Annotated in this window: 17 protein-coding genes; 11 read left to right on the top strand and 6 right to left on the bottom strand. The window is 56.7% G+C overall.

Annotation, left to right across the window (positions count from 1 at the left end; translation table 11 throughout):
* The first annotated feature begins 43 nt into the window (after positions 1–43).
* The gene (locus ACIO0C_RS22635; protein WP_401315456.1) at positions 44–1,129 is read left to right on the top strand and encodes a DUF1615 domain-containing protein; all 1,086 of its coding nucleotides are present in this window, start codon (positions 44–46) and stop codon (positions 1,127–1,129) included.
* Between the two features lie 76 nt (positions 1,130–1,205).
* Here ACIO0C_RS22635 and ACIO0C_RS22630 read toward each other — a convergent pair whose 3' ends face one another.
* On the bottom strand, positions 1,206–1,568 hold the full coding sequence (locus ACIO0C_RS22630; protein WP_401315373.1) for a hypothetical protein: 363 nt from the start codon (positions 1,566–1,568) through the stop codon (positions 1,206–1,208).
* 224 nt (positions 1,569–1,792) lie between these two features.
* On the opposite strand from ACIO0C_RS22630, the gene ACIO0C_RS22625 reads away from it, so the two are divergent.
* Positions 1,793–2,416, top strand: a complete 624-nt coding sequence (locus tag ACIO0C_RS22625) for a glutathione S-transferase N-terminal domain-containing protein (protein ID WP_401315372.1) — start codon at positions 1,793–1,795, stop codon at positions 2,414–2,416.
* Positions 2,417–2,515: 99 nt separating this feature from the next.
* Here the strand turns inward: ACIO0C_RS22625 and ACIO0C_RS22620 are convergent, their stop codons facing one another.
* Positions 2,516–2,956, bottom strand: a complete 441-nt coding sequence (locus ACIO0C_RS22620; RefSeq protein WP_401315370.1) for a CBS domain-containing protein — start codon at positions 2,954–2,956, stop codon at positions 2,516–2,518.
* A gap of 207 nt (positions 2,957–3,163) precedes the next feature.
* On the opposite strand from ACIO0C_RS22620, the gene ACIO0C_RS22615 reads away from it, so the two are divergent.
* Positions 3,164–5,524, top strand: a complete 2,361-nt coding sequence (locus tag ACIO0C_RS22615; protein WP_401315368.1) for a DNA polymerase II — start codon at positions 3,164–3,166, stop codon at positions 5,522–5,524.
* On the opposite strand, the gene ACIO0C_RS22610 is transcribed toward ACIO0C_RS22615, so the two are convergent.
* A complete protein-coding gene (locus ACIO0C_RS22610) occupies positions 5,489–5,959 on the bottom strand; it encodes a DUF1810 domain-containing protein (protein ID WP_401315366.1) in 471 nt (156 codons plus the stop codon). The genes ACIO0C_RS22615 and ACIO0C_RS22610 overlap by 36 nt on opposite strands.
* 27 nt (positions 5,960–5,986) lie before the next feature.
* Positions 5,987–6,808: an aldo/keto reductase gene (locus ACIO0C_RS22605; protein WP_401315364.1), complete on the bottom strand. Its 822-nt coding sequence runs from the start codon at positions 6,806–6,808 to the stop codon at positions 5,987–5,989.
* Positions 6,809–7,114: 306 nt separating this feature from the next.
* Between ACIO0C_RS22605 and ACIO0C_RS22600 the strand changes: the two genes are divergently transcribed.
* The 7 genes from ACIO0C_RS22600 to ACIO0C_RS22570 all read left to right on the top strand — a co-directional run bounded on the left by ACIO0C_RS22600 (position 7,115) and on the right by ACIO0C_RS22570 (position 14,596).
* Entirely contained in the window at positions 7,115–7,864 is a 750-nt protein-coding gene (locus ACIO0C_RS22600; protein ID WP_401315362.1) for a hypothetical protein, read from the top strand.
* Positions 7,865–7,969: 105 nt separating this feature from the next.
* Positions 7,970–8,755, top strand: coding sequence for a sulfite exporter TauE/SafE family protein (locus ACIO0C_RS22595; protein WP_401315360.1), 786 nt, complete (start codon positions 7,970–7,972; stop codon positions 8,753–8,755).
* Positions 8,756–8,897: 142 nt separating this feature from the next.
* Entirely contained in the window at positions 8,898–10,136 is a 1,239-nt protein-coding gene (locus ACIO0C_RS22590) for a tyrosine-type recombinase/integrase (RefSeq protein WP_401315358.1), read from the top strand.
* Entirely contained in the window at positions 10,129–11,697 is a 1,569-nt protein-coding gene (locus tag ACIO0C_RS22585) for a site-specific integrase (RefSeq protein ID WP_401315357.1), read from the top strand. The genes ACIO0C_RS22590 and ACIO0C_RS22585 overlap by 8 nt, the downstream gene beginning before the upstream one ends.
* Positions 11,690–13,669 (top strand): integrase, encoded by a 1,980-nt coding sequence (locus ACIO0C_RS22580; RefSeq protein ID WP_401315355.1) that lies wholly within the window; start codon positions 11,690–11,692, stop codon positions 13,667–13,669. The genes ACIO0C_RS22585 and ACIO0C_RS22580 overlap by 8 nt, the downstream gene beginning before the upstream one ends.
* Before the next feature lie 3 nt (positions 13,670–13,672).
* A complete protein-coding gene (locus tag ACIO0C_RS22575; protein WP_401315353.1) occupies positions 13,673–14,086 on the top strand; it encodes a hypothetical protein in 414 nt (137 codons plus the stop codon).
* Positions 14,087–14,407: 321 nt separating this feature from the next.
* Positions 14,408–14,596 carry an AbrB/MazE/SpoVT family DNA-binding domain-containing protein gene (locus ACIO0C_RS22570; RefSeq protein WP_401315351.1) on the top strand — a complete coding sequence of 63 codons (189 nt, stop codon included), beginning with the start codon at positions 14,408–14,410 and terminating at the stop codon, positions 14,594–14,596.
* An 11-nt stretch (positions 14,597–14,607) separates the two neighbouring features.
* Here the strand turns inward: ACIO0C_RS22570 and ACIO0C_RS22565 are convergent, their stop codons facing one another.
* Positions 14,608–15,084: a helix-turn-helix domain-containing protein gene (locus ACIO0C_RS22565; RefSeq protein WP_401315350.1), complete on the bottom strand. Its 477-nt coding sequence runs from the start codon at positions 15,082–15,084 to the stop codon at positions 14,608–14,610.
* Positions 15,085–16,155: 1,071 nt separating this feature from the next.
* Between ACIO0C_RS22565 and ACIO0C_RS22560 the strand changes: the two genes are divergently transcribed.
* Positions 16,156–16,605 carry an antitoxin Xre/MbcA/ParS toxin-binding domain-containing protein gene (locus tag ACIO0C_RS22560; protein ID WP_401315348.1) on the top strand — a complete coding sequence of 150 codons (450 nt, stop codon included), beginning with the start codon at positions 16,156–16,158 and terminating at the stop codon, positions 16,603–16,605.
* On the opposite strand, the gene ACIO0C_RS22555 is transcribed toward ACIO0C_RS22560, so the two are convergent.
* The coding region (locus tag ACIO0C_RS22555; protein WP_401315347.1) for a hypothetical protein at positions 16,538–17,549 on the bottom strand (1,012 nt) is incomplete at its 5' end. The two genes, ACIO0C_RS22560 and ACIO0C_RS22555, sit on opposite strands and share 68 nt — an antisense overlap.

The raw sequence follows: 17,549 nt of genomic DNA, 5'->3' as shown, positions 1-17,549 counted from the left end.
TGGACGTATGGTTAAACCGGCCCAATGGACGCCCTGGAGCAACATGCAAGCCCATCGATTGATCATGAGCATCGCCGCGTTACTGGTGCTGGCCGGCTGCAGTAGTCAGCGGACTCAGGAACCCTCCGCGCGCAAGCCCGCCGAGGTCAAGGCGCAAATCGTGCGCCTGCTGCCGGCCAAAACCGTCGACCGCCAGGGGTGGGCCACGGACATCTATGCCGCGTTTGCCGCGCAGAACATTGCACCCACCACGCAAAACCTCTGCGCGGTGCTGGCGGTCACCGAGCAGGAATCGACCTTCCAGGTGGATCCCGGCGTGCCGGGGCTGGGCAAGATCGCCCGGGACGAGATCGATCGCCGGGCGGCCAAGGTGCACATTCCAGAACTGTTGGTCAGCGGTGCACTGCGGGTGAGTTCGCCCAACGGCAAGACCTACAAAGACCGACTCAATGCGGCGCGCAGCGAAAAAGAGCTGAGCGCGATTTTCGATGACTTCATCGGCATGGTGCCCATGGGCAAGACCCTGTTTGCCGGCTTCAATCCGGTGCACACCGGGGGGCCGATGCAGGTCAGCATCGACTTTGCCGAACAGCAGGCCAAAAGCTATCCGTATCCGGTGGACGGCTCGATACGGCGTGAAGTCTTTACCCGGCGCGGCGGTATGTACTTCGGCATCGCGCACCTGCTCGGTTATCCGGTGAGCTACAAGCAGCCGCTGTACCGCTTCGCCGATTTCAACGCCGGTTGGTACGCCAGTCGCAACGCCGCTTTCCAGAACGCCGTAAGCCGGGCCTCGGGCATCCCACTGGCACTGGACGGCGACCTGGTCCGCTACGATTCGATCATGCCCGGCACCACGGAACGGGCGGTGCGCACCCTGGGCAAGCAGCTGGGCATGCGCAATCCGACGATCAGGGATCAACTGGAAGAGGGCAACACGCTGGCGTTCGAGGACAGCGAGCTCTATCAGCGAGTCTTCGCCTTGGCCGAACAGGCCGAAGGTCGTTCCCTGCCACGGGCGGTATTGCCGGGGATTGTGCTGCAAAGCCCGAAAATCACCCGCAAACTCACCACCGCCTGGTTTGCCAAACGGGTCGACGAGCGTTACCAGCGCTGCATGGCGCGTTGAGCAGACCCGGAATAAATGCATGAAAAAGCCCGGCTGATCAGGCCGGGCTTTTTGTTGATGCAGTGACGCGATGGGTTCAGGCGACGGTGTTGCCCTGCAGGCGGTCGGAACCATCGGCGGCGACGGTGTTGCCTTGCAGACGGTCGGAACCATCGGCGGCGACGGTGTTGCCTTGCAGACGGTCGGAACCATCGGCGGCGACGGTGTTGCCTTGCAGACGGTCGGAGCCATCGGCGGCGACAGTGTTGCCTTGCAGACGATCCGAACCATCGGCAGCGACGCGATTTTCGATCAGGCGGTCAGAACCACCCTCGGCCACTCGGCTTTCAATCAGGCGATCCGAGCCACCTTCAGCGACAACAGGCGCAGCAGAGGTAGCGGCAAAAGCGTTAACTGCGAAAACCGAGAAAGCGATGCTGAGGAGGGTTTGGCGTTTCATGATCGTGTGCTCCGGGGTGTAGTTGTTTGGTATGGAGCTGATGTTACGCCGCGGATTTTTTAAGAGAACTTCATTGACGTGATGGTGAACATCGATGCGATTGATAGGGGCGCGGCGATACCGTTCGTGGGCGTGATGTTACAGTCGTCGGACGCTCGGGCCGTGGTCGATGGCGCCTTCTACACTGGTTAGCTGGTGCTGATCGCGGCCAACAGGAGGTGTGTATGTATCAACTCTACGGACACCAGAACTCGGGCGCCGCGGCGATCGAGGCCGCACTGGAGCTGTGTGAGATTGCCTATCGCTTCATCGATGTCGAAACCTCCCCGGAGGCCGCCCAGGCACTGGAGAAGCTCAATCCGCTCAAGCAGATTCCGACCCTGCAACTGCCCAACGGCGGCATCCTCACCGAGAGCGCGGCGATCCTGATTCATCTCGGGCTGACGTTTCCCGGGTCGAACCTGTTGCCGGCTGACCCTGCCGACCGTGACCAGGCCATTCGGGGCATGGTGTTCATCGTCAGCAATTGTTATGCGGCCATCGGGATCATCGATTACCCCGAACGCTGGCTGGTCGCGGCGGATGAAGCGTCGCGGCAAAACCTCATGGCCGGTGCCCGGCAGCGTCTTCACTGGAGTTGGGAAGTGTTTGCCGATCAGTTTTCCGCTGAGTTGTATCTGGGTGACGAGACACCGGGCGCGCTGGATGTGCTGGCGGCGGTGATCACGCGGTGGGCGGGCAGCCGCGAACATTTGCGCCGGACCCGCCCGGGCTTTTTCGCCTGGCTGGAACGGATTGACCGGCATCCGATATTGGCGCCGGTATTTGCCAGGCATTGGCCCTCATAGGCACGTCAAAAACCTTGTAGGAGCGAGGCTTGCCCGCGAACAAGGCGCTGTGGTGTATCTGTTGCACCGCGTCATCGTTCTTCGCCGGCAAGCTTCGTGTCATTCGCCGCGAATGTACTGTTCCAGCTGGCGAATCAGCTCGGCTTGTTCGGCGATGGCTTCCTTGACCAGGTCGCCGATCGACAGCAGGCCGATCAACTTGCCGTTTTCCACCACCGGCAGGTGGCGCAAACGCCGGTCGGACATGATGCCCAGGCAGGTGTCGACGGTTTGATGTGTGTCCACGGTGATGACGGGCGATACCATGATGTCGCGTACCGGCGTGCCCACGGAGGAGCGGCCATGCAGCACCAGTTTGCGCGCGTAGTCGCGTTCACTGATGATGCCCAGCACCTCGTCATTGTCCACCACCAGCAAGGCACCGACGTTCTTTTCGGCCATCTTCATCAGCGCTTCGAGCACCATGTGATCAGGTTTGATCTGGTGCACTTCCTGGTTCTTCTGATCTTTCATCTTGAGCAGTTGCGCGACGGTTTTCATGGCGGTTTTCCGGGTGTTGTCGTTGTCCTTGAAGAATCGTAGACCCAGGCGTTCAGGGCAAGGGCAAAAGCGGCAGATAGCACGCAAAAAACGTCATTCGGCGGATTTTCTTTCTTAACCCGAAAAAGATCGCAGCCTTCGGCAGCGCCTACAGTTGCGGATGACGCGTAGAATCACCCACCTGAATAGAACCCGAGGTTTGCAGTGGTGGATTTACCGCAGGGCTTCGTCCTGACCCGGCATTGGCGCGACACACCGGCGGGCACCGAAGTCGAGTTCTGGCTGGCGACCGATAGCGGTCCCCGGCATATCCGCCTGCCTCATCAGCCGTCGGTGGCGTTCATCCCGGCAGACCAGCGCGAGCAGGCCGAGGTGCTGTTGCGCGACGAAAAAAACGTCGAGCTCAAGCCCCTGGCCCTGCAGGACTTCGAACATCGTCCGGTGCTCGGCCTGTATTGCCGGCAGCACGGGCAACTGATGCGCCTGGAAACCGCGCTGCGCAGGGCGGGCGTCGAAGTGTACGAGGCCGACGTGCGCCCGCCCGAGCGCTACATGATGGAGCGGTTCATCACCGCGCCCGTACGCTTTGGCGGCACGCCGGGGGCCGACGGCCTGCTGCTCGATGCACAGATGAAGCCCGACCCCGACTACCGCCCCAGCCTGAAACTGGTGTCCCTGGACATCGAAACCACCGCCCAGGCCGAACTGTATTCCATTGCCCTGGAAGGCTGCGGCGAGCGTCAGGTCTATATGCTCGGCCCGCCCAATGGCGACCACGGTGCGGTGGATTTCCAGCTCGAATACTGCGAGTCGCGAACCCTGCTGCTGAAAAAGCTCAATGAATGGTTCGCCCGCCACGACCCCGACGCCATCATCGGCTGGAACGTCGTGCAGTTCGATCTGCGGGTCCTGCATGAACACGCCCGGCGCCTGGCCGTGCCGCTGAAGCTGGGGCGTGGCGGCGAGGAAATGCAATGGCGCGAACACGGCAGCGGCAACCATTACTTCGCATCCGCCGCCGGCCGGCTGATCATCGACGGCATCGAGTCCTTGCGCTCGGCGACCTGGAGCTTCCCCTCGTTCAGCCTGGAAAACGTCGCACAAACCCTCCTGGGCGAGGGCAAGTCGATTGATAACCCGTACCAGCGCATGGATGAAATCAACCGCATGTTCGCCGAGGACAAGCCGGCGCTGGCCAAATACAACCTCAAGGACTGCGAGCTGGTCACGCGGATCTTCGCCAGGACCGAGCTGCTCAAGTTCTTGCTGGAACGGGCCAGTGTCACCGGGTTGCCGGCCGATCGCATGGGCGGCTCGGTGGCGGCGTTCACCCACCTCTACATGCCGCTGATGCACCGCCAGGGCTTCGTCGCGCCGAACCTTGGCAGCAAACCGGCGCAAGCCAGCCCCGGCGGTTTTGTCATGGACTCGCAACCGGGGCTCTATGAGTCGGTGCTGGTGTTCGACTACAAAAGCCTCTACCCGTCGATCATCCGCACCTTCCTCATTGACCCGGTGGGCCTGATCGAAGGGCTCAAGCACCCCGATGACGAGGATTCGGTGCCGGGTTTTCGCGGGGCGCGGTTTTCCCGCACCCGGCATTGCCTGCCCGCCATCGTCGCCCGGGTCGCTGAAGGCCGGGAAACCGCCAAGCGCGAGCACAACGCGCCGCTGTCCCAGGCGCTGAAGATCATCATGAACGCGTTCTATGGCGTGCTGGGTTCCAGTGGTTGCCGCTTCTTCGACACGCGCCTGGCGTCATCCATTACCTTGCGTGGCCACGAGATCATGCTGCGCACCCGAGAGTTGATCCAAGCCCAGGGCCATACGGTGATCTACGGCGACACCGACTCGACCTTCGTCTGGCTGCGGCGCGCCCACGGCCAGCAGGAAGCCGCGCAGATCGGCCGCGCGCTGGTCGATCACGTCAACCAGTGGTGGCGCGAGCACGTGCGTATTGAGTATGGCCTGGAGAGCGTGCTGGAGCTGCAATTCGAAACCCACTACAAACGCTTCCTGATGCCGACCATTCGCGGCGCGGAGGAGGGCAGCAAGAAGCGTTACGCGGGGCTGGTCACGCGCGCCGATGGCAGCGACGAAATGGTCTATAAGGGCCTGGAAACCGTGCGCACCGACTGGTCACTGCTGGCCCGGCAATTTCAGCAGGAGCTGTATTCGCTGATCTTCCACCGCAAACCTTATCAGGACTACGTGCGTGAATACGTGCGCAAGACCCTGGCCGGTAAGTTCGACGATCGCCTGGTTTACCGCAAGCGCCTGCGCCGTACGCTGGACGACTACCAGCGCAACGTCCCGCCCCATGTACGGGCGGCGCGGATTGCCGATGATTACAACGATCGCCAGGGCCGCCCGCGGCAGTACCAGAATGGCGGCTGGATCAGCTATGTGATTACCACTGCCGGCCCCGAACCGCTGGAAATCCGCAGTGCGCCCATCGATTACGACCACTACATCAGCCGGCAACTGCAACCGGTGGCGGACGCCATCCTGCCGTTTGTCCATGACGATTTCTCAACCCTGGTGGGGGGGCAACTGGGCTTGTTTTGAGTCCATCAGCGACAAGGTCCAGTCGTCCAGGATGCCGTGAAAGTACTGGTTCAAGGCTTGATGAAAGAGACTGTCGTCGGCCGCGACCTGGGCGAACAAGGTCATCGAGGAGCGAAATTTCAGGTCGTCGGGGTGACCGAAAATCGCCGCCACCGAGCGCTGCTCGATGTCCAGCACTTGCTGGGTGCAAGTCATCAGCCGGGCACCCAGCAGCGGGTGTTCGAGGTAGGCCTGTGCTTCTTGCCGGGAGCGGATGGCGAAGCGGCGCGACATGTCGCTGTCACCCAGCCCGGCAAATTGCGGAAAAATGAACCACATCCAGTGACTGCGCTTGTGGCCGGCGTCCAGTTCGGCCTGAACCCGGTCGAACACCGGGTTCTGCGCCTGGATAAAGCGTTGCAGGTTGAAGACGTCCGGTTGATCGGTGCTTCTCATCTCGAAGCCCTCTGTCACCGCGATGGCTTAGACCATGGCCAACCGCTGCTTGCGTTTGGGCGCCTGAAACGCTTGGTCCAGCGCCTCCAGATCCCCAGCCTCCAGCTTCAATTGCGCTGCTTGCGCATTGAGTTGCACGTGCTCGGGACGGACGGCCTTGGGGATGGCGATCACGCCGTCCTGGCGCAGCAGCCATGCCAGAGAAATCTGGGCAGGCGTGGCTTCATGGCGGGCAGCTACTTGTTTGAGCGTAGCATTGACCAACATGTTCCCTGCCTGGCCGATCGGGCAGTAGGCCATGACAGGCATCCTGTGCTCCTTGCACCAGGGCAAGAGATCAAATTCTATGCCGCGTTCCTCCAGGTTGTAGAGCACTTGATTGGTGGCGCAGGCCTTTGATTGAAGCTCCTGAAGATCGTCGAGATCGAAATTGGACACGCCCCAACGGCCTATTTTACCGGCTTCACGCAGGCGTTCGAAGGCCTCCACGGTTTCTTCCAGGGGATACTGGCCACGCCAATGCAACAAGTACAGATCGATGGTATCGGTCTTCAACCGTCGCAGGCTGCGCTCGCACGCCTGGGGGATGCCCTGGCGGCTGGCGTTGTGCGGGTAGACCTTGCTGACGAGGAAGACCCGGTCGCGCTGGCCGGCGATGGCGTCCCCTACCACCTGCTCGGCACCGCCTTCGCCGTACATTTCGGCGGTGTCGATCAGGGTCATGCCCAGTTCGATGCCCTGGCGCAGCGCGGCAACTTCCGCCTGGTGGCGGGCGGGGTCTTCGCCCATTTGCCAGGTGCCCTGGCCGATGACGGGTACCTGGGTACCGGCCAATTGCTGGGTGCGCATGTTTAGCTCCTTGTGGTCATTATTGCGGTTGGCATCAGGATAGTCCTTCGGGTTCCCTTTTGAAGACCTGACGCCGGATGTACGTGCTCCCCGTAGGAGCCAGGCTTGCCGGCGAAGAACGATGACGCGGTGCAACGGATACACCGCGGCGTCTGGTTCGCGGACAAGCCTCGCTCCTACAAGAAACAAGATTGCCGGTGATCGATTGGCAACCCTTCCCACCGCACTTTTGCGTAACCAACGGCTCTATTCCTTGCCAGCCAACGGCGATCCCCACCGTCGGCCCATGCCCAAGTTCAATACCCCATGGCTCGAGTTTCACCTCACATCGCCCGCTCAATCCGCCGCTATCGCCTACTGCTGGCCGGCCTGTCGCTGTTCCTGGTGAGCGGTTGCAGCCATCAATCAGGCAACGACCTGTTCACCCAGATACGTGATGGCAAACCCCAGGAATTCCTGCAAACCAGCGTCGACCGCATGGCCACGCTGGCCATGCGCGACAACCTCGACAGCCTTTACCTGCTGATGGGCAAGCTGTACCTGCGCAACCCCGAGGAGTTGAAAAAATCCGGCTTCCTGGATGCCCGCACCGCGGGTAAACAGGTGCGCATGGCCATTGAGCAGCAAGAGCCGTTGCCCACGCTGGGGGGCAAGAAGGATCTGGCGGCATTGCGGTTTGCCATGAGCCCGGAGTTTCTCGGTGATCGGGTCGGTGCGTTCATCTATGCCATCGGCAGCATGCTGGTGACCGCCCACGGCAATCGCCTGGAGTTCTACATGACGGACGCGATCAACCCGACGTTCGTCAGCAATGCCGCGCGCAACATCGAGATCGCCACCTGGATCCTCAGCCAGCGCCAGAACAAGGACGGCCAGCCTATGCTGTTTTCCAATGAAATTTCGGAGGAGGGCAGTAACCTGAGTTTCGCTGTGGAGTTCGGCAAGATCGTCGCGCGGCTGGACCTTTTGACCCAGATGCTCGACGAACGCTACCGGCGGATCGGCTTGAATTACGCCCAGAGCCTGTTGTTCCTGAATTTCCTGCCAGTGCAGTAGAGCTGCAAACAAGGCATAAAGATAGATCGCATCGATATAACTGGTTATAAGAAATGTCGCTATGCTGCGGGCCAGTTATTTCCTGCAGTTTTTGTGGATGTCTCAATGGATCTGTTGAATATCGGGTTGGTCGTGGCCGGGCTGGTGGTCGGCTTTATCGTCGGTATGACCGGCGTCGGTGGCGGGTCGTTGATGACGCCTATTCTGCTGTGGTTCGGCATCAACCCGGCCACCGCAGTCGGCACCGATCTGCTGTACGCGGCCATCACCAAATCCAGTGGCGTGCTGGTGCACAGGAAGAACAACAACATCGACTGGTCGATTACCGGTTGGTTGACCCTCGGCAGCGTGCCGGCGGTAATGTTGACGTTGTGGTTCCTGAGCAGCCTGAACGAAGCGCCCGATGCGATGAACGCGATCATCAAACAGGCATTGGGCTTCGTCCTGTTCGCCACGGCGTTGGCGATCCTGTTCAAGAAGCGCCTGCTCGACTTCGCCCACAAGCGCGCGGGCGGCAACTACAAGCCCAGCGGTGCGCGGCTGAATGTCCTGACCGTGATCACCGGCCTGGTGCTGGGCACCATGGTCGCGCTGACCTCGATCGGCGCTGGCGCGCTGGGCACCGTGGCATTGTTCATCCTCTATCCGTTGCTGCCGACCCGCCGCCTGGTCGGCACCGAAATCGCCCATGCCGTGCCCCTGACCCTGGTCGCCGGCCTCGGCCATGCGAGCATGGGCAACATGGACTGGCACGTGCTCGGTTATTTGCTGGTCGGTTCGTTGCCGGGTATCTACCTGGGCAGCCACCTGACGGGGCGCATCTCCGATGAACTGTTGCGCCCTTGCCTGGCGACGATGCTGGTGTTGATCGGCTACAAGTTGGCGTTCTAGCGTACACCATAGATAAATATGTAAAAAATAAATATTAAAGCCCTGATACTCAGGGCTTTTTTATTATTTTTGCATGCAAGTTTTTTCTTGAACTATCGTTTTATTTGTCACCTCGAATTTTCGTAAAGAATTAGGGGGTAGGATGAACGATCTGAAAATCCGGGCTTTTGTCATGCGCGCCGGTGAGCGGTACAGTCTGCTCGTCGATCGCCTGACAGGCGTACCGGTCTACGCACCCAATCTGTATCTCACCAGCCAGGTGCGCAATGCCAGCCTCTCGCATGCCGCGCTGTCGGCGTATGCCAGCCACTTGCTTGTCCTGCACAGGTTTTGCCTGATACGTCACATTGATCTCAAGTCGCGCTTGATGACCCGGCAATTTCTGGTTGATGCGGAAATCGACAGCCTCCGTGATTTCAGTTCGTACCGGTTCAATGATTGGCTGCTGTGGATGGCGCAGCCGCCGATGTTCAGCCTGGAAGAGTTGTTGGAATCCCAGCCTCGTGTGACCAAGGAAACCCAATACGTTCGACTCACGGTCACTGCCGACTATCTGCTGTGGCTTGGTCGGCAATACTTTGATCACTTGCAAATCGAACCGCCTGGGCTGAAAACCATGGCCGAGGCGATCAAGGCCAAACGGCCGTCTTTTAAAGGGCGTAATCAGGGCTTGGTGAACAGAGCACTGTCCGAGTCTGAGGCGGATTTGTTGCTCTCCGTGATCGAAGTCGATGGCCCCAGCAATCCGTTCGATCTATCGGTGCGCTCGCGCAATCGCTTGATGGTGTTGATGGAATATGAGTTGGGTATTCGTGGCGGTGAATTACTTAATATCCGGATCGAGGACATTAATTTCGCTCAAAACACCTTGCTCATCATTCGTCGGGCCGATCAGGAGGATGACCCGCGGTTGCGCCAACCGTTGGTCAAGACCCTGGACCGGGAATTGGTGCTGAGTGATTGGCTGGTGGCCGAAATCCATCGATACGTTCTGGGCGACCGACGTGCAGTTCCCAATGCCAAAAAAACGTCCTACCTGTTTGTCACCTGCAAGGCAGGACCGACTTGTGGCCAGGCGCTGTCGATTTCCAGTTACAACAAGATGTGGGCAACGCTTCAGCAATCTTCATTGCTACTGCGCCAGGTAACCGGTCATCGATTGCGCCATTCGTGGAACGGCCGCTTTTCGGAAACAATGGACAAGCAAGTACCACCAGTGAGCGAAGCCAAGCAGGAAGCCATGCGCTCGCAGCTGATGGGTTGGCAACCCGGTTCAGGCACCGCGGCTCGCTACAATCGGCGGTTCATCGTTGAGAAAGCGCGTAAGGCAAGTTTGGATCTCCAGCGATCTGCACGTAAAGGTCAAGATGATCATGACTAGTCAGAGCCGTAAGTCACAAGGCGCTGAGCTCAAGACTGGCTCGTTTATTTCGCTCGATGGAAAACATCTAAATGTTAATGATGCCCGTTGGAGATTAAGTAGAGACGTTTTAATTGACTTTGAGGTAATTGAACAGCTAGTTTCAAGCGATGTATTTAAAGGGTATGTTTCGACTCTTGCAGCGTTTGCTGCTGATTCGTCCGCGAATTATGTATCCAATTTACATTGGTATTACGTTTATTTTCTTCGTTTCGGCATGGAGCCTGCGATAGATACAAAAAAAACTATTGCGTATCGTGAGTATTTAGGCACTGATCGTGAATACTATTTGCTGCCGGTAAGAGCGCTATTTACCAGATGGCGAGCACTCGGAAATGCGGGAATTGATCACGATGTCGTTGACATGTTGGATGCTTGGCGCATAAAAGGCAATATTAAAGGCGATGCGGTAAAGCGTCTGGACCTTGAAGAGGGGCCGCTATCAGATTTCGAACTTCAAGGCTTGCTTGAGAAAACCGTGCTGGCGTACGAAGCTGGGAGTTTAAATGTCACGGAAACCTCGCTGCTAATGTTGGCAGCCGCCAGCGCCCGCCGTCCGATACAGCTAACTTCCTTGAAGTTAAAGGATCTTTACGATCGGCCGGGAACGGATGGTTTCAGTCATTATATTGTCAATCTGCCGCGGGCCAAACAGGGTGGGGCGTTCAGGAGCAGTTTTCGAGAGCTGGAAATTACCCAGGAGCTCTGGGGTGCATTAGAAGTCCAGAAGGAATTTTCAATAAACGTCTTTAAGCAGTATTTGTGTAGCGATCTGTCCGAAGACAGCCGGCGGGAATTGCCTCTATTTTTTAATCCGCAAGCGCTGGCAGAAAAGGTCGCGCTGAATGAGTTTGATCGCCTGAATTTGGGTGATTTTTTCCACATGCACGCCAGCAGGGTTTCTCAATTATTGAAGCGTGCAGTCAAGGTGGCAAATATACATTCTGAGCGCACGGGCGAAATGTTGCATATTAACGCCAGGCGCCTGCGATACACCTTGGGGTGTCGTGCTGCGCGTGAAGGTTACGGCGTACTGGTGATTGCAGAGTTGCTCGATCAATCCGACACGCAAAACGCCCATGTCTACACCTTGAATGTCCCGGAGCACGCTGCCCGAATTGACGCGGCGGTGGGGCATCAACTGGCGCCGTACGCGCGGGCGTTCGCCGGTATGCTGGTGGATACCAAAGAACAGGCCCGTCGCGGCAACATACCGGGCAGTGATATCCGTGACTTCGCTGGGAAAGGCACCGGGACGTGCGGTCATGGCGGTGCTTGTGGTGCCAACGTCCCCATTCCCTGTTACACCTGCCCTCATTTCCAGCCTTGGCTCGAGGGGCCACACCACTTGATTTACGTGCGGTTGATTGAAGAAAGGGATGAGGTGGCACGAACCACTGCAGACCCGGCGATAGCGGCTGTCCTGGACCGTACGATCGTGGCGGTTGCCGAAGTCATTCAGGCTTGTGTGAACCGCAAAGAACAATTACGTGGCGCTGGCGAGGGAACATCCCATGACTGAGATCTTTCATTTCTCTGCGCGTAGCCCTTTGACTGCACGACAGAACGTCACCGATTTTGTTGAACTCTGTCGGTCGCACTACCCAGGCTCAAGCGAAGAGTGGACATCCTTGCGTTGGCCAGGGATCGGCTTCTCGAAGTTGGGAACTCCTCCTAAATCGGTCAATATTTACGAGTGTCGACTCTCGGATGATTATATTGATTTTGCCAAGTCATGGATTAGCTACAAGCAAGCACACAACCCCAAAATAAAATACCAGTTTGAAATGATGGCACTCCGCGTAGTGGAGAGGGCTTTATTAGCGATTAATGGAACCGCTGAAATCTGGCGGTGCAGTATCCGTGTATTGGACGAGGCTGCCGCTATTGCGAGAAAACACTACAGTCTTACGAGCGCGTACTCTTGTGGAACTGTTCTTGAGCAACTTGCGGAATTTCTGTCCTCACGAGGATTGGCCAAAGACAATCTCAAAGATTGGCGTAGTCCGCTGCCGAGTCTCGAGCACAATAATATTCAGCTCGGAGAAGACGGCAATATCCACCGTCAGAATTCACTTCCAGAGGACGCCGTGCTGAACGCGCTGGCGGAAATTTTTGCTGGCAACCCGCAGTCACCACGTGACATTACGACCACGTCCTTTGTGGCCATGCTGTTGTGTGCACCGTCCCGTGGTTCGGAAATCCTTGCTCTACCAATTACTGCCGAAGTCGGACCCGAAGACTTGGGCCTTGAGTGGAAAGAGGGTGATTCAATACCGTACGGTTGGCGTTTTTTTTCCGCGAAAAACTTCGAAGGTGATATCAAATGGATTCCGGAGACCATGGTTGAGATCGCGAAAACTGCGTTCAATAGAATCAGAGAACTTACTGAACCTGGACGCCGTTTGGCCGAGTGGATCGAAAACCACCCGCATGAATTTTATCGGCATGACATGTGTCCTGATGTGGACGAAGATCAGCCTTTGACTGTCGTGCAAGCAGCGAGGGCTTTAGGTTTCAATCAAACGCATTCGAAAGGCGCAGCGCCGAGTTTATTTGGTCGTGGGTTATCCACTAAAAACGGGGCTCATACCTTGAGATCACTTTGGGCCTACGTGATGTCACGGCTGCCGAAAGATTTCCCCTGGCTCGATAAAGGAAAAAAAATCCGCTTTAGTGAGGCATTGTTTTGTACGCTGAAGAATCAAGTTGACGTGCATAGGGGAACAAATCCAGTAGAGTTGCAGGTTCGGCGTCTGGAGTTTTTTTTATACGATTTGGGACCTGTGAAATTGGAAGGACATCAAAGTATCTTTGATCGATATGGGTATGCTGGGCGTGATGGGCAGCCATTAAAATTAAAGACCCACCAACCTCGACATCTTTTGAACACGATCGCCAATCGTGGGGGAATGTCTCAGGATGAAATCGCTAAGTGGTCCGGGCGTGCGAACCCTACGCAAAATCGTGTCTATAACCATCTAACCGATGCCGAAATCATTGCTGATATACGTGGTCAATTGCAATCAGCCAATCCGCCGCCTTCTGTTGAAGTTGTAACTTCGAATAATTTGCCGGTGACAGCGGAGCAATTTTTCAGTAACCGGATTCCCGCGGTACATGTGACCGAGTATGGGTTTTGTGTTCACGACTTTGTGATCATGCCCTGCGTCAAGTATCGGGACTGCATAAACTGCACGGAACAGATTTGCGTTAAAGGCGATCAGGCAAAGTTAGATCGCCTCAAGCTCCGATTGAGCCGGATGAAGACGGTGTTAGCCCTTGCTGTTGAGGAGGCTGAAGAGCCGGCGGTGGGCAGCGATCGTTGGATCAGCCATCATCAAAAGACCATCACGCATTTAGAGGAATTGATTGGTCATCTGTCCAATGAGCAACTACCTGATGGGGCGTTGGTGCGCTTGGCCGGCAGTGACTTTAGTCATATCCAGCGGGCATTGTCGAGTGCTTCCAATAAATTAATCTTGAAGGCATAAATCATGGCTAAACATTTAACAGCGTCAGATCTTAAAGCGATCGTCAATTTTATTTATGGCCTGGAAGTGGCACTCCTGAACTGGGAAAAAATATGTGATGGTGTCGCGCCACTGGTGGGGAAACGCCCCACACGGCAATCCTTGAGCAGTCATGCGGCCATTTTGTCCGCTTACACCAGCCGCAAGAAAGAGGCGCGTGATGCCCAACCGGTTTACTCAAAACCTGCTAGCTTGGTCATTGCTTCGCAGCGTATCCGGAGGCTGGAGGCGGAAGTAGCGGATCTAAAAAGGCAAAATCAATTGTTGCTCGAGCAGTTTGTCGTGATTCAGTACAACGGCTATCGACATGGGCTTAAAGAGTCTCAATTAACGGCACCGCTTCCCGACATTGATCGTGAGCGCACTAAAATTCGGTAGTCAGGTGCCTTGAGGGTCGGCTGTCAAGGCCTGCGCATTGAACATTTCTACCAACCTGCTGACTTTGGGATACCTTTCATTGTCTGCAGACTCGCCAACGTCCCCCGCAAGAGGCGGTGGTGCGCCGGTTAACTCCATCCAGTTCCGCTCACTGTGTTGCAGCTTTCTTCGGGCGCCGTCTCAACGGTCATTTCTCTGATCTACCCAACGCCGTGGTTGATCAAAGACAGAAAGTCGGCCATTCGCGATCCCCACCTTGATCGGCAATAAAAAAATGCGAGCATAAAGAACTGCCCCAACCATGCACTATGAGTGAGATCCATGAGTGATTCCCAGAGCTGGACAGTCAAAAGCCATGATTCCGCAGATGGAAGTGGCGAAATGATCGTTAGCCTACCACCAGAACTGCTAACGAGCTTGGGTTTGGTCCTTGATGACGAGCTTACAATCGAGATTATTGACGGTGGTATTGTCCTGAAACCGGTCCACCTGCGCGGTGAACTGATTTGAAAGGGATACTTTCAGTCCGTGTCATGGCCAACGTTCGTTTTACGCCAATGTCGGTCCACCGTCGTTGTTCCAACGCCTAGCTTACGAGATATCTCTATTTTGCTGAGCCCTTCGGATTGGAGTTTCTGTATGGCGTTGCGATTGTTCTCAGCTCGTTTTCCTCGGACCCCTTGAATGGCTCCTGCACCAATTTCGCTGCGTAATTTTCCAGCCTTGAGATATTCATCAAGCTCGCTACTTTGTCGTGCCTGATACTCCCCTAAGCTCAACGATGCCAAACGGGCCTCTACCGTAAAAAGCACGATGCTCGGCGTTACGCCCAAGCATTCGCACAGTGAACGAAACTTCGCCATCGAAATGCTTTGCCGGCCCCGCTCTACGCTGGCGAGATACTCACGGCTCAGCGCCCTCGAACAGTCCTCCCGTTTGAGTCCAGCATCCACTCGAATTTCTCTTAGAGTCTGCCCAAGAGCTTCCAGATATCCCATTGCTCTTCCGTGCAGCTGCAAAAGAGCAATCAGGCCATGCTTTGACACCCCACATCGTGGAGCTATAACATGTATATGCGGGGTGCTGATGTCTTTTCTTCGTAGCGCTGCACCATCCAGAAGGACCGCATGTCTTATTGACACTGCGGTGAACAAGCCTAGCACTGGCATGATCCAAACCCAGACCGCTTTAGGCGGAGCCAGCGCATTCGCAACGGAGCAGCTAGTGATTTACGTGCTTGACCCCAGGAGTCGCGCAGTTCATGCAAGGTCGCACTGTGAAGTTGAAGGCTTTTGCTTTCTTCTAACTATCACCTCAATCCAAACGGGCAAACGAGACCGAGCGGCGATTGTCCGTTGCGCGTATGAGCTCCAGAACTATCTGAATTTTGCGGAGGATGTCCTCATCGAAGGCGTTCAGATGCTGTGTCCACCTAGTGTGAACGGTCGACAATTTTGGAGCTTGGAGGACGTAATCCAAATTGTCTGTTTTAGAGGCGCCGAAGCTGACGAATCAGCGGTGGTCTATAAAACCGCGACAGGTACCTACAAGCTTGGAGAACTCGATCTTCGTAGAAAAAAAACCCGCCATGTCTGGTACTCGGAGGATCGTCTCCATGCTCAGGCTCCTCAAGTATCCAATCGTGTGCTGAATGAGAGCGAGCTGTTCCTTTACGCGAACGTGCCGTGACGTAGACATGTGTGACTCACTACGAGAGCTGTGATGAAAGGTAAGCGCAAAGTCAAAACGAACAAATGGCTCCTCGCTGAGCAGTTTCAGCTCGAAGCCCAAGCAGCGCTCCGGGCGCGCACCCGTGCAAGTCGATTCCTGGACATCGCACTGGCGGCGGGTAGAGACGTGGAACCGGTCGGATTGCTGGCAGGTAGCCGGACGGCTACATCGACCTGAATTCACCCCACTTAGGCAGCCAGCAAAAGTTTACCAATTACAAGGAACCCCGGTCTGAGCATTAGAAAGGGTGACCACCATGGATTTCCGAGCAGCCCATCTTCACACTGAGTGAAGATAGCCGAAGCTTTAAGCCCGATGCCAAACCCAAAAGGCGACCCATGTTTGCTGAAGTCATGCGCAATGATGTTTACCGGGCCTACCGGATCCGGCTGGAGATGTTTTTGCCTATTCCCACCGATGCCTCTGACCTGGACATCCATGCGTTGATCGAGGCGGGGTTCTTGCCGGGGAGTATTAAGACGCTCTGCGACTTGGGGCTATTCAACCCCGACGCGTGCAACCAAATCATTTCGCTCAAGACCCTTAAAACCCGCTTGACTCACGGTCAGCGCCTAAGCGTGGCTGAGAGTGATCGGCTGTTTCGTCTTGCGCATATCACGGCCATGGCCGGGGCAGTCTTTGGGGACACCCACAAAGCCCAGCGATGGCTGAGCAAATCCAAGGCGCGCTTTTCAGGTGAAAATCCGATTGCACTGCTCTCTACCAGCCCGGGCACTCGTTTGGTTGAAGAAATGTTGATTCAGGTCGCAGAGGGGGTGGCGTTTTAGCGGTGTTGCTGGTCAGAGCTTTCACAGGGACGCCACAGGACCCGCCTCGGTAACAACACCGCATGCGCCTGATCTCAGGCGCCGACCTATTTTTCGATAACAATCTTGTAGACACCGGCTTCCGAGCGGAACCTCCGGTCCTAGCCGGGGGCGTCAATTGGCGCAGAAGAGTTTGTAACGTATCAATCTGGCGTGCCTGCTCTCGCAACTGCCGGCGGTTTTCGCGGTGTTGAAGCAGGTACGGTTTGACCCGTTCCCGTAATACGGCGTACTCGGTCTGCAATTGTTGCAGCTTTGTCGCCAGTGCGTCGTGGGCCTGTTGGGTATCGCGCAGGGTCTGGGTTTGTTGACGCAACTGTGCGTGCAATACCCGATGCTCGTTGCGCAAGGGTTCCTGCTCGCGGTACACCTGGACCAGTTCCTCCTGTTTGACCAGTTGCGCATTTTGCAAGGACCGCAGTTCCTGGTGTAACTGATTGGTCTGCTCGTCGTGCCGGCGCAGCTCTTGCCCGCGTTGAGTCAGTTGTTCCTGTCGATAGTGCTCGAGCCCCTTCCGGGCATGCTGATGTTTGTCCTCCAGTGATTGCAGCTGCTGGGCCCGCTCTTCGAGGATTTGTTGCTGGCCGGCCACGAGCTGTCGTAATTGTTGGCGTTCCCCCTCACTGTCTTTTAATTGCTCGCGCAGCTCACGTTCGCGCTGCCGCTGCTGTTCCAGCTCGCCGGTGAGGTGGGTGATGGCGGTGAGCGATTGCTCCAATCGTTCGCGTAGTTGCGCCTGCGCCTGCGCATAGCTGGCCTGCTGCAGCGCGAGGTGCTCTTGCTCGTCAGCGACGGCCTCGCGCGCCTCCAGGGTTAATTGCTCGGCTAGACTGCTCACCAAGGTGGTCAATTTTTCATTGAGGCTGGGCAACGGTCCGAGGTTGGCGGCCTGACTGCTATTGAGT

This window comes from Pseudomonas sp. NPDC087336 (assembly GCF_044744285.1).
In the GTDB taxonomy this organism is placed as follows: Bacteria; Pseudomonadota; Gammaproteobacteria; order Pseudomonadales; family Pseudomonadaceae; genus Aquipseudomonas.
The sequence above is the reverse complement of the archived record's forward strand: the minus strand, read 5'-3'. Positions and strand labels throughout refer to the sequence as shown.

Excerpts from the sequence above, each read along its gene's own strand:
- ACIO0C_RS22590 (WP_401315358.1), top strand. The coding sequence starts at position 8,898 with ATGAACGATCTGAAAATCCGGGCTTTTGTCATGCGCGCCGGTGAGCGG.
- ACIO0C_RS22620 (WP_401315370.1), bottom strand. The coding sequence starts at position 2,956 with ATGAAAACCGTCGCGCAACTGCTCAAGATGAAAGATCAGAAGAACCAG.
- ACIO0C_RS22635 (WP_401315456.1), top strand. The coding sequence starts at position 44 with ATGCAAGCCCATCGATTGATCATGAGCATCGCCGCGTTACTGGTGCTG.
- ACIO0C_RS22625 (WP_401315372.1), top strand. The coding sequence starts at position 1,793 with ATGTATCAACTCTACGGACACCAGAACTCGGGCGCCGCGGCGATCGAG.
- ACIO0C_RS22630 (WP_401315373.1), bottom strand. The coding sequence starts at position 1,568 with ATGAAACGCCAAACCCTCCTCAGCATCGCTTTCTCGGTTTTCGCAGTT.
- ACIO0C_RS22605 (WP_401315364.1), bottom strand. The coding sequence starts at position 6,808 with ATGCGCACCCAGCAATTGGCCGGTACCCAGGTACCCGTCATCGGCCAG.
- ACIO0C_RS22560 (WP_401315348.1), top strand. The coding sequence starts at position 16,156 with ATGTTTGCTGAAGTCATGCGCAATGATGTTTACCGGGCCTACCGGATC.
- ACIO0C_RS22595 (WP_401315360.1), top strand. The coding sequence starts at position 7,970 with ATGGATCTGTTGAATATCGGGTTGGTCGTGGCCGGGCTGGTGGTCGGC.
- ACIO0C_RS22610 (WP_401315366.1), bottom strand. The coding sequence starts at position 5,959 with ATGAGAAGCACCGATCAACCGGACGTCTTCAACCTGCAACGCTTTATC.
- ACIO0C_RS22580 (WP_401315355.1), top strand. The coding sequence starts at position 11,690 with ATGACTGAGATCTTTCATTTCTCTGCGCGTAGCCCTTTGACTGCACGA.
- ACIO0C_RS22585 (WP_401315357.1), top strand. The coding sequence starts at position 10,129 with ATGACTAGTCAGAGCCGTAAGTCACAAGGCGCTGAGCTCAAGACTGGC.
- ACIO0C_RS22575 (WP_401315353.1), top strand. The coding sequence starts at position 13,673 with ATGGCTAAACATTTAACAGCGTCAGATCTTAAAGCGATCGTCAATTTT.
- ACIO0C_RS22565 (WP_401315350.1), bottom strand. The coding sequence starts at position 15,084 with ATGGGATATCTGGAAGCTCTTGGGCAGACTCTAAGAGAAATTCGAGTG.
- ACIO0C_RS22570 (WP_401315351.1), top strand. The coding sequence starts at position 14,408 with ATGAGTGATTCCCAGAGCTGGACAGTCAAAAGCCATGATTCCGCAGAT.
- ACIO0C_RS22600 (WP_401315362.1), top strand. The coding sequence starts at position 7,115 with ATGGCTCGAGTTTCACCTCACATCGCCCGCTCAATCCGCCGCTATCGC.